Origin of the sequence: Acinetobacter sp. YH16031 (assembly GCF_013417335.1) — a bacterium.
Lineage (GTDB): Bacteria > Pseudomonadota > Gammaproteobacteria > Pseudomonadales > Moraxellaceae > Acinetobacter.
Genome location: NZ_VPED01000003.1, coordinates 93,362 through 109,356, shown reverse-complemented (window position 1 = coordinate 109,356; position 15,995 = coordinate 93,362). Strand labels below are relative to the sequence as shown.

At 44.0% G+C, this 15,995-nt stretch carries 12 protein-coding genes; 6 read left to right on the top strand and 6 right to left on the bottom strand.

The window, feature by feature from the left end:
* The 3 genes from FTV31_RS02455 (at position 1) to rlmF (ending at position 4,331) form a co-directional block, all read left to right on the top strand.
* Positions 1-996 (top strand): cell division protein ZipA C-terminal FtsZ-binding domain-containing protein, encoded by a 996-nt coding sequence (locus tag FTV31_RS02455; protein ID WP_180012865.1) that lies wholly within the window; start codon positions 1-3, stop codon positions 994-996.
* Positions 997-1,092: 96 nt separating this feature from the next.
* Positions 1,093-3,132, top strand: a complete 2,040-nt coding sequence (gene ligA, locus FTV31_RS02450) for an NAD-dependent DNA ligase LigA (RefSeq protein ID WP_180012864.1) — start codon at positions 1,093-1,095, stop codon at positions 3,130-3,132.
* A gap of 224 nt (positions 3,133-3,356) precedes the next feature.
* Entirely contained in the window at positions 3,357-4,331 is a 975-nt protein-coding gene (gene rlmF, locus FTV31_RS02445) for a 23S rRNA (adenine(1618)-N(6))-methyltransferase RlmF (protein ID WP_180012863.1), read from the top strand.
* A gap of 120 nt (positions 4,332-4,451) precedes the next feature.
* Here the strand turns inward: rlmF and FTV31_RS02440 are convergent, their stop codons facing one another.
* On the bottom strand, positions 4,452-5,519 hold the full coding sequence (locus tag FTV31_RS02440; protein WP_180012862.1) for an aldehyde reductase: 1,068 nt from the start codon (positions 5,517-5,519) through the stop codon (positions 4,452-4,454).
* Between the two features lie 338 nt (positions 5,520-5,857).
* Here FTV31_RS02440 and bfr point away from each other — a divergent pair, with 338 nt between their 5' ends.
* Complete coding sequence (gene bfr / locus FTV31_RS02435) at positions 5,858-6,322, top strand: bacterioferritin (protein WP_004783337.1); 465 nt, start codon at positions 5,858-5,860, stop codon at positions 6,320-6,322.
* A gap of 53 nt (positions 6,323-6,375) precedes the next feature.
* On the opposite strand, the gene FTV31_RS02430 is transcribed toward bfr, so the two are convergent.
* The 5 genes from FTV31_RS02430 to FTV31_RS02410 form a co-directional block, all read right to left on the bottom strand.
* Positions 6,376-6,795: a biopolymer transporter ExbD gene (locus tag FTV31_RS02430; RefSeq protein ID WP_180012861.1), complete on the bottom strand. Its 420-nt coding sequence runs from the start codon at positions 6,793-6,795 to the stop codon at positions 6,376-6,378.
* Positions 6,796-6,815: 20 nt separating this feature from the next.
* Complete coding sequence (locus tag FTV31_RS02425; protein WP_005234255.1) at positions 6,816-7,241, bottom strand: biopolymer transporter ExbD; 426 nt, start codon at positions 7,239-7,241, stop codon at positions 6,816-6,818.
* A gap of 17 nt (positions 7,242-7,258) precedes the next feature.
* Entirely contained in the window at positions 7,259-8,143 is an 885-nt protein-coding gene (locus tag FTV31_RS02420; protein WP_166136694.1) for a MotA/TolQ/ExbB proton channel family protein, read from the bottom strand.
* A 39-nt stretch (positions 8,144-8,182) separates the two neighbouring features.
* Complete coding sequence (locus FTV31_RS02415; protein ID WP_180012860.1) at positions 8,183-8,887, bottom strand: energy transducer TonB; 705 nt, start codon at positions 8,885-8,887, stop codon at positions 8,183-8,185.
* Between the two features lie 137 nt (positions 8,888-9,024).
* On the bottom strand, positions 9,025-11,682 hold the full coding sequence (locus FTV31_RS02410; protein ID WP_180012859.1) for a TonB-dependent receptor: 2,658 nt from the start codon (positions 11,680-11,682) through the stop codon (positions 9,025-9,027).
* 725 nt (positions 11,683-12,407) lie between these two features.
* Between FTV31_RS02410 and FTV31_RS02405 the strand changes: the two genes are divergently transcribed.
* Positions 12,408-14,165: an ABC transporter substrate-binding protein gene (locus FTV31_RS02405; protein ID WP_180012902.1), complete on the top strand. Its 1,758-nt coding sequence runs from the start codon at positions 12,408-12,410 to the stop codon at positions 14,163-14,165.
* A gap of 22 nt (positions 14,166-14,187) precedes the next feature.
* A complete protein-coding gene (locus FTV31_RS02400; protein WP_180012858.1) occupies positions 14,188-15,990 on the top strand; it encodes an ABC transporter substrate-binding protein in 1,803 nt (600 codons plus the stop codon).
* Positions 15,991-15,995 lie beyond the last annotated feature (5 nt).

Below are 15,995 nucleotides of genomic sequence, written 5' to 3'. Positions count from 1 at the left end.
ATGGAAATCACCACAATTATCGGGATTGTTATTGCAATTGTGATTATGCTATTCGGCATAAGACTGATCTTGAAAAAACCTGCGGAGGCTGTACCGTCACTGGATGCGGATCTTCATATTGATCCTGACAGCCAGACTCCGGTTATTCCGAGGCATGTACGTTCTCAACTGTCTAAAACCGAAAGTCCGGCAGCTGCACGTGTTGAACCAAGTCTGAATGAAGAAGCAGTAGACAACATTGCACCTGAGACAGAACAAAAAGAAGCAGTCAAAGTAGAGCCAACTTTGACTGAAACCGCCCAGCCAGAAACCAAAGCAGCAAGTCCGCTCGATACACAGGTGGTTGCAGAGGAAGCAGCCAAAACAGAAGAAAACACTACGTCAGCTGAACAAGAAAACAAGCCTGAAACAGTAGAAGTAGCAGAAGAAGAAAAAGAGCCTAAAGCCGCTGAATTTAGCCTGAATAGTAATATTGAAAAAGCTGAAATTTCTGACTTTAATGATGAAAGCAGTATTCTCGATGCACATCTCCATGAGCAAAAAATTGTGGATGAAGAATGTTCGCTAGCCAATGCTGAAACGATTATTTCATTGCATGTTTATCCACAAGGCCGTGCTCTTTCAGGTGAAAAAACTCTAAAAGTTTTACTGAAATATGGCCTGCGTTATGGTGAGTTGGCATGTTTCCATCGTTATAGTGAAGATGGCTCAAAATTGCTATTTTCGGTATTACGTATGGCAGATACAGGGATGGAAGGTTTTGACCTAGAAACTCTGTCGACTGAAGAAGTCAAAGGTTTGGCGTTCTTCCTGGCTTTACCGCATAGCGATGTACAGAATGCCTTCGATACTATGGACAGCATTTCACGTCTGATTGCGCGTGAAGTGGATGGTCTGGTGTATGATCAGAACCAGCAGGAAATGACCCCACAATTACGTGAATTCTGGCGTCATCAGGCGATTGATTATCGTGCTGGACAGACTGCAGAAGTTTAATATTCCAATATTGAATCTGCAGAATCCGATTTTTATAATAGCGAAAAGCTGAATATTGTATAGGGCGGATTTTCCGCCCTTTTTTATGGTGAAATTATGACCCAAGATGCCACTGTCATTGCGCAAATGCGTCAATTGATTCAACTGATTGCCAAGCATAATCATGCTTATTATGTGATGGATCAACCTACGATTGAAGACAGTGAATATGATCAGCTCTTTCATCAGCTCAAAGCCTTAGAAGAACAATATCCACATTTACAGCAGCCAGACACACCGACAGTCAAAGTAGGCGGTCAGGCACTTTCCAAATTTTTGACCGTAACGCATGCAGTGCCAATGCTGTCTTTGGGCAACGTGTTTAATCAGGATGACCTGTTTGCTTTCGCACGCCGTATTGAAGAGCGCTTACCCAATCAAAAGATCGAATACGATGTTGAGCTGAAATTTGACGGTCTGGCGATTTCCCTTTGGTATGAACATGGCGTACTGGTTCGTGGTGTCACCCGGGGTGATGGGGAAACTGGCGAAGATATTACCCAGAATGTCAAAACCATCCGTAACCTGCCGAAATTCCTGTCTCCAGTGAATGGCGTGATTCCAGAATTACTGGAAGTACGTGGCGAAGTGCTGATGCCGAAATCTGGCTTTGAACGCCTGAATGCAGCCAATGCTGCGAAAGGCGAAAAAACCTTTGCCAATCCACGTAATGCCGCGGCCGGCAGTTTACGCCAGCTTGATCCGAATATTGCAGCTTCTCGACCTTTGGCTTTCTATGCCTATGGGATTGCCCAGTGTGTACCGCATCATGGTCAAACCACGATGTCAGCCAGTCTGGAATGGCTACAGCAGTTTGGCTTTGCTGTTGGTGAGCGCCATTTCATCTGCAGTAGCATCCAGGAAGTGCAAAAGGTTTACGAGCAGATTATTGAAGAACGTTCAAAGCTTAGTGTCGAAATCGATGGTATGGTCATCAAAGTCAATGACCTGAAACAACAACAGAAACTGGGTTTCTTGAGCCGTGAACCACGTTGGGCAACCGCTTATAAATTCCCTGCGGTTGCGGCATTGACCACCGTTGAAAATATTGACTGGCAAGTGGGCCGTACCGGGACTCTAACGCCTGTGGCACGTTTAAATCCGGTTGCTGTGGGCGGTGTGACGGTTTCTAATGTGACCCTGCATAATATTGGTGAAATTCATCGTCTGGATGTAAGAATCGGGGATACCGTCAGCGTTTATCGTAGTGGTGACGTGATTCCTAAAGTTGAAAAAGTCTGGCCAGAATTTCGTCCTGCCGATGCGGTAGAAGTGCATTTACCTGAGAACTGTCCGGTCTGTGATTCTCCGGTGGTGATGCCGGAAGGTGAAGCATTGGCACGTTGTTCGGGAGAGCTGTATTGTGCTGCGCAGCGTATCGAGACGATTCGTCACTTCGTGTCTCGTAAGGCCATGGACATTGAAGGTCTGGGCGATCGCTGGGTAGAGTCACTGTTACATCTCAATCTTTTGAAAGATGTCTCGGATATTTATCACTTGCATGAACACCGTGAGCAATTGCTGCAAATCGAGAAAATGGGCGAAAAGTCCGTTCAGAATCTCATTGATTCGATTGAAAACAGTAAGAAAACTACATTAGCAGCGTTTATTTATGCACTCGGTATTCGTGGCGTGGGTGAAACCACAGCCCGTATGCTGGCCAATACTTTCCAGACTCTCGACGCTTTGCGTAGTGCTGATGTAGAGGCTTTAAAGAAAACACCGGATGTTGGTGATATTACCGCAGAATGGATTGTTGATTTCTTCCAGGCACCGCATAACTTGGAAGTATTGGATCGCTTGTTGGCTGCTGGTATTCATTGGGATGCGCCAATTGCACCAACGCGCCAACCACTGAATGGTGAAAGCTGGGTAGTGACTGGAACTTTAAGTTCTATGGGACGTGATGAAGCGACGCAATTACTGCAAGCATTAGGTGCACGGGTCAGTGGCAGTGTCTCTAGCAAGACCAAATGTGTGGTGGCGGGTGAAAAAGCCGGTTCTAAGCTCGATAAAGCAGAAAAACTCGGTGTGCCTGTGATCAATGAAGCGCAATTTATTGCTTTGATGAAAGAGCATGGGCAAATCGAAGAATAATTAGCTCTAAACAATGACTCAAATAAAAAAGACACCTAGGATGATGAATCTTGAGATGTCTTTTTTATTGCTAATTTAAAACTATAGGTGAATGGAGGGGGAGGATAGACAAATACAAGGACGGGTTCGGCAATGTAAGTTGAATTCACGTACAATATCGATTCATTTGCAGGTATAGATCCTGCCTGATTGATTCTATTCTCCCGTTGATGATTGGCATACACATGGCGCAAGCAAAGAAATCTTTTCCGCAACAAAAATCGCAATTACATGCACGAAATCTGCATCGCAGTCGTTATGATTTTCCTGAGCTTATCAAGACTTGTCCGGAACTTGCGCCTTTTGTCAGCCCGAATCAATATAACGATCTTTCAGTCAATTTTTCTGATCCTCAAGCTGTGAAAATGCTCAATAAAGCATTGCTCAAGCATTTTTATGGCATTCAATATTGGGATATTCCTCAAGATTATCTTTGCCCACCGATTCCGGGTAGAGCCGACTATATTCACTATTTGGCCGACCTGTTAAGTGACAATAATAAAGGTCAGATTCCAACAGGACACGCCGTTCACGTATTAGATATTGGGGTAGGGGCGAACTGTATTTATCCGATCATTGGGCATCGTAGTTATGGTTGGAAATTTGTCGGCTCAGACATTCATTCGGCATCGGTTAAAAGCGCTCAATTTATCGTGGAGGCAAATCCGAATCTCAGGAAGGGGATTCAGATTCGATTGCAGAAGACACCGAGCAATATCTTCAAAGGTGTGATTAAACCTTCAGATCGTTTTGATTTGACCCTGTGTAACCCACCATTTCATGCTTCGCAAGATGAGGCAAATGCCACAGCAACGCAAAAATTACGCAAACTTGGCAAACCGGTTGATCGCTCTAAGGTGGTGTTAAACTTTGGCGGACAAAAGAACGAGCTGTGGTGTGACGGTGGAGAAGAACGCTTTGTTTGCCAAATGGTACAAGAGAGCACACAGTTTGCTGAGCAATGTCTTTGGTTTAGTACACTGGTTTCTAAGAAAACCACATTGCCTATGCTGTTAAATACCTTGCGTAAGTGCGGTGCAGTGGATGTAAAAACTATTAAAATGACGCAGGGGCAAAAAGAGAGTCGTTTTGTGGCTTGGACTTTTCTAGATACAAAGCAACAGCAAGCGTGGAAAAATGCGCGTTGGACTTCTGCTTAGCTTGTTTTTATGCAGGAATAGTGAGCTTGTGGGCGCATAAGTCGGTGTAGTAGCTCAAATTTAATCTGACAGACACCATAAAAAATCGGTCACTGTCAGATCAGGTTTGAGCTCGTACAATTAAGGAATATATTTCTTCACCACACCATCATCCAGCAATTGCTGGAAATGTTCGACCAGACTTTCTTTCACTGGACGATATTCCAGACCGAGTTCATCCTTACTTTTTTGTGCATTAAAGAAAATTGGATAACCCATATTGAGTTCAACAAATTTACGGCTAAAGCCTGCCAGAGGACCAAAAATCTTGAAAGCCGTTTTTGGCAACTGGTTGCGCGGAAACGGGAATTTTGGACCAAATGCTTCACGCAGGATTTTACCCATTTCTAGCAGGCTCAAAGTCTCACTACAGATAATATAACGGCCATGCGCTTCCGGATTAAATGCAGCACGGATATGGGCTTCAGCAACATCCTGAACATCCACCACACCATTCCACATTGGTGGAACACCCAGCAAGGTCATGCCATTGGCAAACTGTTGCAGAACTTCCACACTGCCTGATTGAGTATTAGGCGTTAAGGATTCCCCAAAGACCAGTGCCGGATTGATACAGATCAGATCCCAGCGATCCTGTGCTTCCGCCATTTCCCAAGCTTTGCGTTCTGCCATGACTTTGGAATATGGATAAGGCTGATGGGTTTCTGAACTGGTGGTATTCCAGTGAGATTCATCAAAACTGGTGTGCTCGGTTTGCAAAATATCAATCGCATCGCCATACGTTGAGGCAATACTTGAGGTGACAATCACACGTTTGACAGATTCAGTTTTATTGATGCTATTCAGCACATTTTGCGTACCCAGAATTGCCGGTTCAATAATGTCTTTGAGCGCATCTTTATAATTGGTGACCACAAAAGGCGAGGCCATATGAAAGACAATTTCACAACCTTCCATGGCCGCATCAAAAGAACCGGGCTTGAGCAGGTTAGCTTCAAACAGCTTTAAGGTCCCCGGGCTGTTGTCTGCAATTTGTTCAAGGTGTGTATAACTCTGGGTTTTATTCAGGTCACGTACAGTGGCGTGTACGGTATAACCTTGTTTTAAAAGTTTCTGGATCACCCAACTGGCGATATAGCCAGATGCGCCGGTGACCAGAACAGGTGCTGTGCTATGTTGTAATGTCATATTTAAACCGTTGTTGTTTTGACTTCTTTCATCGTAGGCACAATTATGCATGAACCAGGCCAAACAGGTGAGTCCAAGATAAAAATAAGCAACAAGATAAGTACTTATTAATATTTACAAAAATTAACGTTTGAATATTCCAGCTTGCTAGAATGAATAAAAACGGAACGAAAAATGCAAGATGTTGTTTTATAAATGGGATTTGGCCGAACAGAGAGCGTAAATGCAAGTGCTTCTCATTTTAATTATATAAAAATCAGACATTTACCATAATTTTGCTTTTGCAAATCAAAAATCTTTTCTCCATAATAGGATGATAAAAGCAGGGAGTAATTCAAATGCGCGGTAATCCAGAAGTCGTAGATTATTTAAATATGCTGATCGGTGGCGAACTGGCTGCTCGTGATCAATACCTGATTCACTCTCGTATGTATGAAGATTGGGGTCTGACTAAAATCTTTGAACGCATCGACCATGAAATGCAGGAAGAAGCACAGCATGCAGATGCCCTGATCCGTCGTGTCCTTTTTCTTGAAGGTACGCCAAATATGCAGCGTGATGACATCGAAGTTGGTGAAGATGTGGTGACCTGCCTGAAAGCTGACCTGAAGCTTGAGTATCATGTCCGTGAAAAGCTGGCTCAAGGGGTCAAACTTTGTGAAGAGAAGGGCGATTATGTGACCCGTGACATGCTGCGCCAGCAAATGTCGGATACGGAAGAAGATCATACTTACTGGTTAGAAAAACAGTTACGTTTGATCGAGCTGATTGGTCTACAAAACTATATCCAGTCACAAATGTAAGATATTGAATAATAAAAAACCCAGCAGATGCTGGGTTTTTTGATTCTATAGACTTAAGAATTTTTGTTACTGACAATTCCGATTTTTTTCACTTCCAGACGCTGAGCCGCAGCCATCACCATCGCGATATGCTTGTATTCAGTTGCACGATCAGCCTTGATTTTAATCTGATCCTGATCGGCTTTTTGCGCCACGGTCTTGAATAAGGCTTCCAGCGCTTGAGCATTGGCCACCGGCTGATCATTCCAGAAGATCTGGCCTTGAGCATCGAGACGCAAATTCACAATCTCTGGCGGTTTTTCCTCAGTCGGTGGTGGTGTACCATTCGGCAGGTTGATATTAATCGAATTATTCGGCAATGGAATAGTGATAATAAACATAATCAGCAAGACCAGCATGACATCAATCAATGGTGTCATGTTGACGTCCAGCATTACATCATCATCCTGATTTGAGCCGACATTCATTCCCATAACTGGATTCTCCCTCAATCTTAAGGTGAAGCGGGCGGGGTCGTGACAAATGCAATCTTGCCAATACCTGCTTGCTGGGTAGTACTGATGACCTGATCAATCGCTTCAAAAGCTGTTCTTTGATCACCGCGAATATGCACCTCAGGCTGAGGACGTTTCTGGGCTTCTGCCTGTAAACGGGTCAGTAAAATTGCCTTGTCCGGAATATAGGATTCATTCCAGAAAATATCGCCATTTTTATTGACTGCCAGCTGGATATTTTCCGGCTTGGTTTCATACGGGACATTACGTTCTTCAGGCAGATCGACCGGTACGGTATGAATTGCAACCGGTACTGTAATCAGAAAGATAATCAGCAGTACCAGCATCACATCAACCAGAGGCGTGGTATTAATGGTACCAATGACCTCATCATCGCTGTCGTTTGAATTGACCATCATTCCCATGGTTGACCCCCCCATTTTTATTTTGTGTCGCGGTGAACAGGATTGTTTGAGCTGATTTCACCGCTCAGTAATACAGCATGCAGGTCAGAACCGAAGGTACGAACTTCTTCCATTACAGCTTTATTACGGCGAGTTAACCAGTTGTAACCAAGTACTGCCGGAACTGCCACAGCCAGACCGATTGCAGTCATGATCAGTGCTTCACCGACCGGACCAGCAACTTTATCGATTGATGCCTGTCCTGAAATACCAATTGCAGTCAAGGCATGGTAAATGCCCCAAACGGTACCAAACAGACCTACGAAAGGTGCAGTAGAACCTACAGTTGCAAGGAAGGCCAGACCACCACTCAGATGGCTTTGAATCTTGTCGACTGCGCGTGAAATAGAAATCGTAACCCAGGTATTAAAGTCGATACGCTCTAGTAAAGTACCGCCATGGTTTTTGGTTGACTTGATGCCTTTTTCAGCGATAAAACGATATACGCTGGCTTCATCCAGATTTTGCGCTGCATTATCCAGAGAAGAAGATTCCCAGAACTGATGCTCTGCTTCTTTGGCTTGTTTGCGAATCTTGCCTTGTTGCAAGCACTTGGTGATCATGATGTACCAGGTACCGATCGACATGATCACCAGAATGAACAGGGTCACTTTAGACACCATGTCGCCTTCTTTCCACATGGCTTCCAGACCATAAGGGTTGCTGGCAGGTTTTTCAGCTGCAGCAGGTGCTGGCGGTGTAGGCTCAGCGACAGTCGCAGGAGTTGGGGTTGCCGTTTCAGTGACTGTCGTTGCAGGTGTAGGGGATTCTTCAGCAAATACGGTTTGCAAAGGTAGTAAAGTACTTGCCGCAATGACACTTGCAGCAGTGATATTTTTTAAAATGTGTCGTGCGTTTTTCATAATGAATCTCCTCATTTTGTTTTTAATCTGTTGTCTGGATCAGTCCAAGATAAATTCGTAGGGAATGTCGTACCAAGATTCTTGTGGTTCACCATTTTTCATTGCAGGTTTGAAGGTACATAAGCTGAAAGCCTTGGACGCTGCACGGTCGAGTGAACGGCTGCCACTGGATTTTTTTACTTTGGCCTCTTTCACTTTGCCGTCGGTATTCACAAAGACAGAGATCAGCACATTACCTTGCTCTTCCTTCATTGATGCATCACGTGGATATTCCGGACTCTTACAGCCAGCTTCGCCTTGAGATACACCGCGTGTAACGCCAGTTGGTTGCGGTGGAGCAGCAGGCGCTGCTGCAACAACTGGGGCTGGTGCAGCCACTGGACTTGGGGATGGTGTTGCTGCAGCTACAGGTGTTGGTTCTGCAACCGGTTGAGTGACTGTTGGTGTAGGTTGTGTTTTCTGTACTGGAACCACTTTTTCTACCGGTTTAACCTCAGGAACCTGTGCCACTTTCTCTACTATTTTAGGTGGCTCAGGTGGGGTTTCTTTCGGTGGTTCTGGTTCTGGTGGTTTAATATCCTGAATAATCATCAATTCAACCGGTTCTTCTGACGGTTTGATGATGTCTTTTGCCATACCTGCCATTAGCACCAGGCCCACCAGGATATGCAAGAAAATCACGACACCAATTCCAGTTAACTTTTTGGCGGAGCTTTTTTCTATGTCTTCAAACGTTGTGCTCATCATGACTCCTGGAATTTAAGACAAACAAGAAATAACGGTTTATTTCAAAGCTGATGTAGCTGCATTATTTTTTGTTTGGCTAAAATGATATGAATACTGCAAATACAGCATGGCGCTGTATTTGCAGAAAGCTTGTCTTAGAATTTGTAAGTACCACGGATGTAGTAAGTACGACCTGTAGGATCTGAGTAACGAGGGTCATAACCGTATTGGAAGTTATCCAGAACATCAGATGCAGCAGGCTCTTCATCAAAGATGTTGAGGATACCGCCAGTCAACTCCAGGTTTTTGAAGCCTTTATAAGTTGTTGCGAAGTTATAAAGTGTGTAGTCACCCACATCACGTTCGCCAGAGTAGTCTTCATAACCACGAGTGAACTGTTGTTCAAAGATCATTTTCCAGTCTTCATAAGACCAGTTCAGGTTGGCAACATGTTTCCAGCGAACTACTGCCGGGTCTTCATATTTGCCTACCAGACCAGACCATTCACCGCCTGGTTCACTTTGGTAGTCCAGATTGATCACGTAAGTACCATCAATACCGAAACCGAAACGACCAGTAGATGTTTTAGGTGTCAGGTAGTTCAGGCTCAGGTCTACACCTGAAGTTTTTAAACCGCCAGAGTTCATCAGGGTAGTACGGATGTGCTGGATACGGCCTTCGCTATCACGTATAAAACGGTCTGCATAAAGGTCTGGATTACCAAAGATTGATGATTCACCCACTGTACCTACCAGACCATCGATCTCGATATTGAAGTAGTCAGCAGTGAAAACCAGGTTTTTGATTGGTTCAAATACTAAACCAGCAGTGAACGATGTAGATTCTTCTGGATGCAGGTCAGGTGAACCACCTTGGGTACGCTTGAACTGGGTATTACATTCAACCTGGTATTTAGGTTCGACTGGCGTGCCACCTGGACATAACACAGGGTCATTGTATTTCGCACCTGTCCAGGTTTCACTGATTGGCGCGTTGATTTCGTACAAGCTTGGTGCACGGAAACCGGTGCTATAAGATGCACGGAACATGACTTCCTTCATTGGTTCCCAACGAAGACCAACTTTCGGGTTGAAGGTATCACCGAAGTCGCTGTAGTCATCATAACGGGCAGCAATTTGAGCTTCCAGGCTTGGCAAGATTGGAATCTGGAATTCAGTGAAGAATGCTGTGATGTCACGATCACCCTTACTGATTGGTTTGCTCGGATCAATACCAGAACCTGGTACTTGAGCCACGATTTCAGAGTTTACTTTCGCTTCCCAGTCCTGAGTCGTGAAGCTACCACCGAAGGCAAAGCCAACATCACCTGCAGGTAATTCAAAAATTGGACGGCTGATTGTAAAGTCTGCAGTTGTAGACTCTAAAGAGGCGATGTTAGTTTCGCCATTAATCACAAATGATTCCCAAGGGGTATCGCCTGGACGTGCTGGACCGAATGGGTTGATACGACCTTCATTCAATGCAGTTTGCAGGTTGCTACGGTGTAAGTAACCACCTGTAAATTCATCAGTTGCTTCGCTTTTCGCGTATGACACGCCTGCGTTGATATCCCAGCCTAATGCCTCACCTTCAATACCGGCAAAGAAGCGGTGTGAGTCATTGGTTGACATACTTTGACGGTTACCTGCCTGAGAACGGAGGTAAAGTTGAAGTGGGTCACCGCTTAACTCGCCATCTGTAATAGCTGGAGTAATACCATTACCTGGATAGTATTGGCTGCTTGAAGGTAAAGTCACGGTACGGCCATAAACGTCTGGTGCAATTGAAGTGGATACTTCAGAACGTGTAAACACGTATTCACCAACCGCATTTAATGAATCATTAAGCTTGAATGTCCCTTTACCTAATGCAGATAGTGTTTCAACCTGTGGTTTGATCGCAATTAAAGCCTGCGTATTCAGGTAACAGAAGCCGTCATCTGGAGAAGACCATGGAACATTATTACAGTCATCTGGATATGGGTTACCTAAGTAACCAGTGGTTGGATCATAGATGTTTGCCGGGAAGCCGCTTGCAGAGCCGGCATCAATACCTAATTCAGGAATTACACCACCACGGCGGCTGACTTTACGCTGTTGAGCATGGATCTGGTTAGATTTACGGTAGTCCAAGACACCCATGACGTTAAAGCCATTTTCATCCAGGTCACCGAAACCACCGAAGATCGCAGCTTGTTGTTTCTCACCACCTGAATGTTCAGTTTCATGTAAGGCTCCGGTAACGCCTAAGCCATTGTATTCAGATTTGGTGATGAAGTTGATTACCCCCGCAATCGCATCTGCACCATAAACTGCAGAAGCACCATCACGTAAAATCTCAATACGGTCAATCATCGCCATAGGGATGATGTTTAAGTTGGTACTATCTGTACTGAATGCACTATAGGCAAGACGGCGGCCATTTAAAAGCACAAGCGTTTTGTCTGAGCCTAGACCACGTAAGTTGGCTGTAGAACCTGAAGTATTACTTGCACCTACGTTTTGAGCAGTAGAGAAACCAGCCTGGTTGGCACTGACTTTTACTAAAGCTTCTTCAACAGTAGTTACACCCTGGTTCGCAAGATCTTCACCTTTGATGACGGTGATTGGTGAAGAACTTTGTGCAGCAACCCCCTTGATTGATGAACCCGTCACTGTCACTTTCTGAACTTTAGTTGGCTGTTCAGCAGATGCAGCTTCTTCGGCATGGGCCAGCGGCAGACACATCATACTTAAGCTGAGTGCGCTTAACTTGAGTAGTCTTTTGCTGACGGTTGGAGCCCCCATAGATCCGACCAATTTATTTTTTTTCATCGTAAATTTCACCCTTTTGTTATGTGAAGTAGTGCTGGGTTGATCTAAGCAAGGCGGATGCCAACTTATAAAATTTTATATTTTTATATTTTTAAGTAATTGAAAAATATTAATTTAATTGAATTTGGTTTGATTTAGTCGAGTTATACTGAAGAAAAATTAAGAAGTCTGTGTATCGAATCTGAAGAAAGAAGGAAGTGAGACCCCTGTCAAAGCAATAAATAAATATTTAATGAATAAGAAAGTAGTCCAAAAATGAGAGGGAAATTGAATAAAGTTTAATCATGGTGCATAATTTTTACATAAAATATACAATATTTTTTTAAAATAAATTATTTAAAATACAAATACTTATGTTTATTTTTTGTTTACCTAAAGGTATACAATAGTGCAATAAGATGAAACAGGGTTGAGTTATTTTTGTGCGAAATGAACTTTAGTGAGAATTTTAAGGATAAAAATTTAATTAATGATTCATGGAAAATATTATGTTATTCATAATGTTTTAAATAATTAATAAAAATAAACTTTTTTCAGTTAAAAACAGGAAGAAATCCCTATTTTTTGCAAGGATGGCATGAAATTCGCTTTGTTCAGTTTATTCCATCTGTCCAGCTTTGACCCATCCATTGAAGCAAATATGGGATGATGTATTTAAAACTTCCTATAGCAATAAAACTTCAAGATAAAGAATAGGTACAAATTTGAAATCAGCACTTTTTAGCATGACGATTTTGGCCTTGGCTATGAGCTCGGGGCAAACTGCCTGGGCAAAATCATCTGCACATCCGGATAAAGTTTTAAACCTGGCTTTCGAAGCACCTGATGATGGTTTTGATATGGTCAAAACCTATAATTTTTATAGTGGTAGCGTGGCTGAGGCCATTTTCGAGCCTTTGTTGCGTTATGACTATCTGGCCCGGCCTGCAATTTTGGCTCCGAATACCGCCGAGTCTTTACCCGTGGTTGAACAGGATGGCAAAGTTTATACCTTTAAAATCAAGCCAGGAATTTATTTCAGTCCGGATCCGGCCTTTCAGGGCAAGAAGCGTGAACTGGTTGCTCGGGATTATATTTATTCCATGCAAAGGGTGATGGATCCGAAAAACCATTCGCCTTCTTTTTCCTTTATCGAAGGCAAAATTCTTGGCGCAGATCAAGTCATCCAGCAGGCCAAAAAAACGGGCAAATTTAACTATGATGCTCCGATTGCCGGTTTAAAAGCCCTAGATAAATATACCTTACAAATTACCCTGACCCGTTCAGACCTGAACTTTCCTTACATTCTGGCCTATGTCGCTTTTGCTGGTACTGCACGCGAAGTCATCGAACATTATGGCGATCGGGTAGGTCAGCATCCAGTCGGAACAGGGGCATATCAGTTACACAAATATGTGCCGCGTAGCCGTATTGAGTTAACTGCTAATCCAAATTATCGCGGTTTTGTCTGGAACTTTAAGGGGGATGGTTCAGAGTGGGATCAACGGATTGTCAAGGCCATGCAAGGCAAGCAGATGCCGCAAATCGGCAAGGTCAAAATCAGTATTATTGAAGAAGAACAGTCACGCTGGCTGGCCTTAAAATCTGGACAATTAGACTATGACAAACTGACTGCAAGCGGCGCTGAACAGGCACTGGAAAATAAACAGCTGAAAAGTGAATACAAGAAAAAAGGCATTCTGCATTATCCGAATAAAGAACCGGAAATCACCTATACCATCATGAATATGCGTGATCCGGTGATTGGTGGGAACTCACTGGAAAAAATTGCACTACGCCGTGCCATTGCCTTGTCCTATAACCAGAAAGAAGCCATCCAGCAGCTATATAAGGGCCATGCTGTTAAAGCTGAAATGATTCTTCCTGAAGGCGTGGGCGGATATAACCCGAATTATAGAAGCAGCATTGCCTACAACCCATTGCTCGCCAATAAACTGCTCGATCGTTTTGGCTACAAGAAAGGCGCCGACGGTTACCGCACTTTGCCTGATGGCAAGCCATTGGTTCTGAAAATGAACTCGACCAGCTCAAGTTCTTCCGTCATTTCTGCGGAGCTATGGAAAAAGAACCTGGATGCAATCGGGGTAAAAGTTGAATTTAAAGTCAGTAATTTTGCCGACAATTTAAAAGAAGCCACCCAGTGTAAACACATGATGTGGGGTGGTGCCTGGATTGCAGATTATCCGGAAGGGGAAAACTTTGCCCAGTTGCTGTATGGCCCAAATGCCCAGCAAGGTAACCTGAGCTGCTATACCTCTAAAGCCTATGACGCGCTGTATCAAACTGCGATGAAACTGCCGCCTCAGCAACGTACTCCATATTATGAGCAGATGAACCGCCAGATAGAGGCCGATAATCCGTGGATTCTACACAATACCCGGGTACGCAACTGGCTGATTCACCCACAGGTACAAGGCTTTAAGGCACATCCGGTGACTAGGGCAGTTTGGCAATATCTGGATATTGAACCTGTTAAAAAATAACTTGAGAAGATTAAGAACCAGTATGAATGTGAATACAAACGCTTTAAAAAAGCTGGCCAGTGGGGTTTTAATGGCCAGTTTAATGATGGCAGGTGCTGCACCCACATGGGCTGCCAATCCCGCCAATCCGAATAAAGTCTTAAAAACAGTCTTTCCCGCGGCTGAAACCGGTTTCGACCCCGGTTATATCCATGACCGTTATTCGGCCAAGATTAACTCGGCAATTTTCGAAACCTTATATACCTATGATTATCTGGCCTCACCAGCGAAACTGGTGCCATTAACTGCGGTAGATATGCCTCAAGTCAGTGCAGACGGTTTGACTTATACCATTAAAGTTAAAAAGGGCATTTACTTTGCAGATGATCCGGTCTTTGGCGGTAAAAAACGTGAACTGACCGCCTATGACTATGCCTATTCTCTAAAGCGTCTCTTAGATCCAAAACTTAATTCACCAAATAGCTGGTTGCTGGATGGTCGGATCAAAGGGCTGGAAGCATGGACAGCCATGGCGAAAAAAAATGGCAAAGTCTATGAAAATCCATTTGAAGGTATTCAGACTCCAGATCGCTATACCTTGGTACTCAAGCTGAATAATCCGGATCAGAACTTTCCGATGTTGCTGGCCCACGGTCCAGCTGCCGCAGTTGCACGCGAAGTCATTGAAAAGTATAAAGACAAAGCTGGCTGGGTAATGAGTAAGCCGGTCGGTACAGGGCCTTATGTACTTAGTCGCTGGACACCGGGATCACGCATTATCTTAAAGCCAAATCCGGCTTACCGTGGTTTTGTCTGGAATTATAAAGCCAATAGTGCAGAAGACCAGGCGATTGTCAGTGCGATGCAGGGCAAAAAAATGCCTCAAATCGGTACCATTGATGTACGTGTCATTGAAGAATCTCAATCACGGATGTTGTCATTTAAGAAAAATGAACTAGATCTGGTTGAAATCGACGGCGATCTGGTCATGCAGGCATTGGATGGTGACAAGTTAAAACCTGAGCTGGCCAAGCAAGGCATCAAGCTGTCGCGCATGTTGGAGCCATCGATTAACTACCATTACTGGAATATGCAAGATCCGGTAGTAGGTGGCTTTACACCAGAAAAAATAGCCTTACGTCGTGCGATGGCAATGGCCTTTTCTGTTGAAAACATGATTAGCGTATTACTAAAAGGAGATGGTGCAAAACTGCACATGCCTATTCCACCAGGAGTTGCAGGCTATTCACCCGCTTATAAAACCAGTACGCCATATTCGGTCAAGGCAGCCAATATGTTGCTGGATCGCTATAACTATAAGATCGGTGCGGATGGCTGGCGTAGAACTCCTGAAGGTAAACCTCTGGTGATTGAACTGATTACAGCCAATACCAGTCGTGGTCAGCAACAGGGCGAATTCTGGAAAAAGACCCTAGATAATATTCATATCAAACTGACCAGTAAGGCCATGCCATTTGCTGAAGGCATTAAGCTGGAAAAGCAATGTAAAACCATGTTTAAAAGCTCTGCATGGATTGCCGACTATCCTGATGCAGACAACTTCATGCAGCTGTTCTATGGCAAAAACGTCAATGTCACCAATAATGCCTGTTTTAAGCATGCGGAATATGACCGTTTATATGAACAGAGTCAGAGCATGCCACCGGGACCTGAACGGGATCTGGTCTATCGCAAAATGACCCGTATTCTAGAGGTCAATATGCCAACCATGATGCTGTATAGCACTTACCGTAATGCATTAGCGCAACCTCATGTTATTGGACACAAGTCCCATCCGATTCTGTCTACAGAATGGATGTATATCGATATTGATACTAAAAAGTAAGAAAA